The organism is Arthrobacter sp. Soil_C_49, from assembly GCF_057656635.1.
Genome location: NZ_JBDGJZ010000020.1, coordinates 62545 through 69229, shown reverse-complemented (window position 1 = coordinate 69229; position 6685 = coordinate 62545). Strand labels below are relative to the sequence as shown.

Sequence of the window (6685 nt, the reverse complement as noted above, 5' to 3'; positions counted from 1 at the left end):
AACTACCCAGACCGAATCGGTCCCTACCTCAACCGATAAAGCAACAGCCCTCTTACACAAACAACTTGACAGGCTCTTTGACGGCGGCGATCTGGGCTTCCAGCTGCTTCGTTACCGCCAACCGCTCTAACCGGATCTCGTACCGGCGCTGCAACACATCCACAACAGCGCCGCGGCTGTCTTCTGTACAAGCAGCGGCGCCGGCGGAAGTGCCGGCGTCCAGTTGGTGATCTTCGAGGAACAGCGCATCGAGCCGGGCAACGGAGGCGTGAATGCCCTCCATCGCCGCTGCCGTGCCCGTGCTGTCTCCCATAGCAACATCATCCATCGAGGCACTGACATTCCGAGGTGCGTCGGCTAACGGGCAGATTGGCGCGGGCTGGAAGCAGCACGTCCGCGTTGATCTCCGAGCTTCCCCTGCCGTTTCCCATAGCAGCATCATCCGTCGGGGCACTGACATTCCGGCCCCGGCCAACCACTTCGAGGAAAGTTCTCTTAGCCCCCGGCGAACGGAGGCAGCACGTCCACCACGTCGTCGGCGTTCAGGACAACGGACTGATCCCGCACCGCCACCTCATTGAGCAGGAAACTGCTCCTCGACAGGATGCGGGGCAGCGGGGGAGTGCCCGCAGGAGGCTCAGGCCGCTCCACAGAAAGGACCGCCACCAGCAAGTCGGCAACAGTGGCGCCCGGTGCCAATTCGAAGCGCTCTTCCTCCACGCCTGCCGCAGCGCGTGCGGCAGCGAAGTAACGTACGTTCAAAAGATTCAGCCCCCGATGGCGCTCATGCTGCGGTCCGGCTGGACAAAGTCCGGAGCGTCAAGTCCCACGTGGTCCATTCCGTGAGCTTTGGGTTTGATCCACATGGCGTCCTGCCACCGCTGCGCAAGGGCTTCATCGCCGGCACCCGAGCGCAAAAGGCCAAGCAGGTCGAACTCCTCACGCGAAAACAGGCAGCTCATGATCTTGCCCTCGGCAGTGATGCGGGTCCTGCGGCAGTCTGAACAGAACGGTTCAGTCACGGAGGCTATGATGCCCACGGTCCCCAGCAGGGGCCCCGCAGCAGTCCCGGCCGCCCGCCGTCGTACTTCAAAACGTTCCGCAGGGGCACCATCGCGGGCGCGCGGATCCGGGCTCAGGACAAAGTCACCCGACAGCAGGGAGCGGATCTCCGCCGCCGTGATCATGTGCCGCCGCGTCCAGCCATGGTCTGCGTCAAGCGGCATCTGCTCAATAAACCGGAGCTCGTAGCCACGGTCCAACGCCCACGCCAGCAGCGACGGCGCCTCGGCGTCGTTGATGCCGCGCATGAGGACCGCATTGAGCTTAACCGGGCCAAGGCCGGCAGCCCAGGCAGCGTCCACGCCGGCCAGCACCTGGTCCAGGAACGGCCGCCGGGTCAGCTTGGTGAAGGTCTCCTCGTGCAGCGAGTCAAGCGATACGTTGATCCGGGTCAGGCCTGCCGCCTTCAACGCAGCCGCCTTCTTTGCCAGGCCCACGCCGTTGGTGGTCATGGAGATGGGCAGATCGGGATGGTTGCTGCGGAGCGAGGCGATGATGTCCACGAGGTCGTGCCGCACCAGCGGTTCGCCTCCGGTAAGCCTCAGTTCGCGGACGCCCAGCTGTTCGACGCCGATGCGCACGATCCGGACGATCTCCTCCGCCGACATCACTGCCTGCTTCGCCAGCCACTCCAGGCCCTCGGCAGGCATACAGTAGGTGCAGCGAAGGTTGCACTTGTCCGTCAGGGAAAGCCTCATGTCCGTGGCACGGCGGCCGTACCGGTCTGCCAACCCGGCCGGGGCATCGGCGGGGCGCGCAGCGGGGACCGAGGGCAGCGCTGCGGCTGTATCTTCCCGTGGCTGCGGTATGCCTAGCTGGACACTCATGTAATTCAGGCTACGCCACTATGGGCTCTGCATCACACCCGTGGCCATGCGCACGGCGGCAGGATAATCTGCGGCCCCGGACCGGCGCCGCGGGTGGCCGGCGAACCTAAGCTGTAGGTGTGAACAGCTCCCAGCCACAGCATGCAGCACACGACGGCGGGACGCGGCTTCCCGGGCGCCCGGCAGCTGCGCTGCCGCACGAGTTAAGGACCGGGCCGCAGCAGCCGGTGCCTTCCCTGCAGAAGGGATCTGATCTGCAGAAGGAATCTAATCTGCCGGCGGGATCCGGTCTGCCGAAGGGATCAGGGCCGTCGACGGGATCGGGTCTGCCGAAGGGGGCGAGGCCGGCGCAGCGCGTGTGGCTGGCCGCCTCTGCCGGCGCGGTTGCCGTGGGCAGCGCCCTGGTTCTGGGTGAGCTCTTGGCCGGCGTGTTCAGCCCGGCGTTGTCGCCGGTGACAGCTGTTGGCGGTGCGGTCATCGATGCCGTTCCTCCCGGCGTGAAGGACTGGGCGGTGGGGCTTTTCGGGACGGCGGACAAGGCGGCGCTCCTGGCGGGGATGGCCCTCATCATCGCTCTACTGGCCGCACTGGCGGGTGTTGTGGAGGACCGCCGCCGCTTTGCCGGCGTCACTGTTATCGGGCTTTTTGGGCTGGTGGGCCTGGTGGCCGTCCTGACCCGCGCCCAGGTCACCTTCAATGCCATGGTGCTGCCCATAGTCACCGCCGTCGTGGCGGGAGCAATGCTCAGATTCCTGATCCGCCGGCTGCAGGAGTGGGACCCCCTTTTTGTGGCAGGTGGCGAACCCCAGGTAACTGGCGAAGCCGCGCCGGCCCGCCGTCGTTTCCTCCAAGTCCTGGCAGGCGGAGCCGCGTTTACCGTTGTCGGCGGCGCGCTGGCATCGCTCTGGCGCGGCGCCGCAGCGGCCGTCAGTGAAGCAAGGAGCCGCGTGGCCTTGCCGGCACCGGCATCAGCCGCGCCGCCCCTTCCCTCCGGGGCGGAGGCAGGCCTGGACGGAATGCAACCCTTGGTCACTCCCAATCCTGACTTCTACCGCATCGACACCGCGCTCACTGTTCCTTCCATCGACCCGGACACGTGGGCGCTGAAAGTTACCGGGATGGTTGACCGGGAGATTGAGCTGTCCTTCGCCGACCTCCTGGCCAAACCCCTTCTCGAACGCCACGTGACCATCGCCTGCGTGTCCAATGAAGTGGGCGGGGACTTGATCGGCAATGCGCGCTGGCTGGGCTGGCCCGTCCGCGAACTGCTGGCACTGGCCGGGCCCCTACCCGGCGCGGACATGGTGCTTTCGCGCAGCACGGACGGCTGGACTGCGGGCACCCCGCTTGAGGTCCTCACCGACAACCGGGATGCGTTGCTTGCGGTTGGCATGAACGGCGAGCCGCTTCCCCTGGAACACGGATTCCCCGCGCGCCTGGTGGTGCCTGGGCTCTACGGCTATGTCTCGGCGACCAAATGGGTGACGGAGCTGAAGGTCACCCGGTTCGTCGACGACGCCGCGTACTGGACTCCCCGCGGCTGGTCTGAGCGCGGACCCATCAAAACGTCGTCACGGATCGATGTGCCACGCGATGGCCGGCCCGTGAAGCGCGGAACGGTGATGTTCGGCGGGGTTGCCTGGGCGCAGCACACGGGGATCGGGAAGGTGGAGCTCCGCGTGAACCGGGGCCCCTGGCAGCAGGCACAGTTGGCCGAAGGCATCTCGCTGGACACCTGGTACCAGTGGAAGCTGGGCGTAGAGCTGGCCGAAGGCCAGTACGAGGTCCAGATCCGCGCCACGGATCTCGCGGGCAGGGTGCAGGACGAACAACGCAGGCCGGTGGCCCCGGACGGAGCCACGGGCTTTCACACGATTAGAGTGGACGTGCAACCCTGATGGCTACTGAAGGCGGAACCATGACCAGCCCGCAACCGCATGGAACGTCGCTGCCTGGCACGTCCCAGTCAGGAACCCCCCAGCAAGCGCCGCACGAGGAAAAGCACCACCGCCACCACGCGCGGTCCGTGGCTGAGCACGCCGCCGCCGTCGCCGAACTGCTGCAGCCGCTAAGGTCACCCGGCCGGACCGAAGTGCTGCCCCTGCGCGCGGCATTGGGCCGGGGCCTGGTGGGTGACGTTACCGCCCCCATCAGCCTGCCGCCGTTCGCCAACTCGCAGATGGACGGGTATGCCATCCGTTCGGCAGACCTGCCCGACGGCGGCGGCGAGCTGCGCGTGATGCCTCCCGTTCCCGCCGGTGCCAGTCCCGCCGCCCTCAAGCAGGGCATGGCCGCGCCGATCATGACCGGAGCCATGCTCCCGAAGGGGGCCGACGCCGTCGTCCCCATTGAGCGGGCCGTTCCGGACCGTTTCCTGCCGAACACCGAACAGGCAGCGGAACACGCAACGGTCAGGCTCCCTGAGGCAACGCCCGGCACCTACGTGCGGGAAACAGGCAGCGATGTGCGCGCCGGTGAGATGGCCCTGGCAGCGGGCACTTTCCTCGGCCCTGCCCAGTTGGGACTGCTCGCCGCGTTGGGCATCCCGGAAGTCACTGTCTACCGGGCCGTGACGGTCCTGCTGGTCACCACGGGCGACGAAGTGGTGGAACCCGGCCAGGACCTTCCCGCCGGAAAGATCTACGACTCCAACGGCACGCTCCTGGAAGCTGCCATGCTGCAGGCGGGGCTGGAGGTGCGCCGGGCCGGCATCGTGACGGACAACCCGGAAAAGCTTCGCGACTTGCTTCGCGCCGAGTGTGCGGCGGTGGATCTCATCGTCACCACCGGCGGGGTCAGCAAAGGGGCTTACGAGGTAGTGCGGCAGGCCATGGAAGACCAGCCGGTTGAATTCCTGCATGTGGCCATGCAGCCGGGCGGGCCGCAGGGGATCGGGACCTTCGAGGGGCGCCCATTTCTGGGGTTCCCCGGCAACCCGGTCAGCTGCCTGGTGTCCTTTGAAATGTTCCTCCGCCCGGTGCTTGGCGGTCTGCTCGGCACTCCGGCGCCAAGGCTTCCCCTGCGCGCCCGCCTCGGACAATCCCTCACGTCTCCGGAACAGAAGCACCAGGTCCGCCGGGGCACGCTCAGGCCCGACGGCACCGTAGAGCTCCAGGGCGGCGAAAGCTCCCACCTGATGCATGCGCTCGCGGGCTCGAATGTGCTGGTCCACGTCCCGCAGGGAGTGGCCGCGCTCCAGGCAGGGGCAGAGGTGGAAGTATGGATGCTGTGAATGCAGAACAATCTCCCGCGCTGACGCACCTGCGCCAGGACGGCAGCGCCCAGATGGTGGACGTCTCCGCCAAAGCCGAGACCACCCGCGAGGCCACCGCCACCGCCACCGTCCACACCACCGCAGAGGTGATGGCACTGCTCGGCTCCGGCGGATTGCCCAAAGGGGACGCGCTCGCGGTGGCACGGGTGGCCGGAATCATGGCCGCCAAGAAGACCCCCGACCTGATCCCGCTCTGCCACCCGCTTCCGCTGTCCAAAGTCACCGTGGACTTTGACCTCGCTCCGGAATCTGTGTCGATCCTGGCCACTGTGAAGACCCGCGGCGTTACGGGTGTGGAGATGGAGGCCCTCACCGCAGTTTCCGTCGCGGCGCTCAGCGTCTACGACATGATCAAGGCCGTGGACAAGCATGCGGTCCTGAACGACATCAAAGTGGTGGCCAAGAGCGGCGGCAAGAGCGGGGATTGGACACTGTGAGCACTTCCAGTACGCTCAACGCTCCCGAGCCGCACCGGCACGGCGACGTGCAGGGCCGGAAGGCCGGCGTCGTTATTGCCTCCACCCGTGCCGCCGCAGGGATTTACGACGACGAAACCGGCCCCGTGATCACCGACTGGCTGACCGAACACGGCTTTGACGTGTTTCCCGCCATGGTGGTGCCCGACGGCGAGCCAGTCGGGGCCGCGATCCGTGCCCTCCTCACCCAGCATCCCGCCGTCGTTATCACCAGCGGGGGGACGGGCCTCAGCCCGGACGACCGCACTCCGGACGTGACGCTGCCGCTCCTGGACCGTGAAATTCCCGGCATTATGGAAGCGATCCGCCGGGCAGGGGCTGCGAAGACCCCGCTGGCGGCGCTGAGCCGTGGCTACGCGGGCGCCGCGGGCCATACCTTCATCATCAACCTGCCCGGATCACCCAAGGGGGTCATGGACGGACTGACCGTCCTGGATCCGGTGATCGGGCACCTTTGCGACCAGCTGGAAGGCGGACATGGGCACTGAAACATCATTCGAGGTGGTCAACGCGGTCCTCAGCGCGGAGCCCATCTCCGTCGACCAGGCCATCGCGGCGGTTGAGAGCGACACCGCAGGTGCGGTGGTCAGCTTCAGCGGCGTGGTGCGCAACCACGACGGCGGCAAGGCCGTTGAGCGCCTCAGCTACAGCGCGCACCCCACGGCACACCAGGTGATGGCCGACGTCGTAGCCCGGCTGGTAGCTGAACAGGCCGCGGCGGCCGATTCCGCCGGCACAGGCGGCGGACCCGCCCAGCCGGTGCGGATCTGGGCCGCGCACCGGATCGGCATGCTCGAGATCGGGGACCCTGCGCTCGTGTGCGCAGTGGCCGCGGCCCACCGCGGCCAGGCCTTCGCCGTGTGCTCCGAACTGGTGGACCGGATCAAGGAACAGGTTCCCATCTGGAAGGAACAGTTCTTTACCGACGGAACCGTGGAATGGGTGGGCGCGGGCAGCTGATCCTGTACCGGAAGCTCCCGGATATCCAGGAGTTTCCAGCCGGCTCATGCGAGGTAACGCACACTCCCCGGTTGCTGCACGGCTCA

General features: G+C 67.0%; 8 protein-coding genes. 5 read left to right on the top strand and 3 right to left on the bottom strand.

The genetic code is table 11. The features are described from left to right. Positions 1–52: 52 nt before the first annotated feature. From AC3A4Z_RS21885 to moaA, 3 genes are all read right to left on the bottom strand, one after another. The gene (locus AC3A4Z_RS21885; protein WP_498714360.1) at positions 53–313 is read right to left on the bottom strand and encodes a hypothetical protein; all 261 of its coding nucleotides are present in this window, start codon (positions 311–313) and stop codon (positions 53–55) included. 182 nt (positions 314–495) lie between these two features. Further along, on the bottom strand, positions 496–762 hold the full coding sequence (locus AC3A4Z_RS21880; protein WP_498714358.1) for a MoaD/ThiS family protein: 267 nt from the start codon (positions 760–762) through the stop codon (positions 496–498). A 5-nt stretch (positions 763–767) separates the two neighbouring features. Continuing rightward, complete coding sequence (gene moaA / locus AC3A4Z_RS21875) at positions 768–1889, bottom strand: GTP 3',8-cyclase MoaA (protein ID WP_498714356.1); 1122 nt, start codon at positions 1887–1889, stop codon at positions 768–770. Between the two features lie 356 nt (positions 1890–2245). Between moaA and AC3A4Z_RS21870 the strand changes: the two genes are divergently transcribed. The 5 genes from AC3A4Z_RS21870 to AC3A4Z_RS21850 are packed head-to-tail and all read left to right on the top strand — an operon-like array spanning position 2246 to position 6599. Further along, the gene (locus AC3A4Z_RS21870) at positions 2246–3787 is read left to right on the top strand and encodes a molybdopterin-dependent oxidoreductase (protein WP_498714353.1); all 1542 of its coding nucleotides are present in this window, start codon (positions 2246–2248) and stop codon (positions 3785–3787) included. A 20-nt stretch (positions 3788–3807) separates the two neighbouring features. After that, entirely contained in the window at positions 3808–5121 is a 1314-nt protein-coding gene (locus tag AC3A4Z_RS21865; RefSeq protein WP_498714351.1) for a molybdopterin molybdotransferase MoeA, read from the top strand. Next, positions 5109–5600: a cyclic pyranopterin monophosphate synthase MoaC gene (gene moaC / locus AC3A4Z_RS21860; RefSeq protein WP_498714348.1), complete on the top strand. Its 492-nt coding sequence runs from the start codon at positions 5109–5111 to the stop codon at positions 5598–5600. Before AC3A4Z_RS21865 ends, moaC begins: the two co-directional genes overlap by 13 nt. Next, entirely contained in the window at positions 5597–6127 is a 531-nt protein-coding gene (locus AC3A4Z_RS21855; protein WP_050055672.1) for a MogA/MoaB family molybdenum cofactor biosynthesis protein, read from the top strand. The genes moaC and AC3A4Z_RS21855 overlap by 4 nt, the downstream gene beginning before the upstream one ends. Beyond that, positions 6117–6599, top strand: a complete 483-nt coding sequence (locus AC3A4Z_RS21850) for a molybdenum cofactor biosynthesis protein MoaE (protein ID WP_498714346.1) — start codon at positions 6117–6119, stop codon at positions 6597–6599. Before AC3A4Z_RS21855 ends, AC3A4Z_RS21850 begins: the two co-directional genes overlap by 11 nt. Positions 6600–6685: the final 86 nt, after the last annotated feature.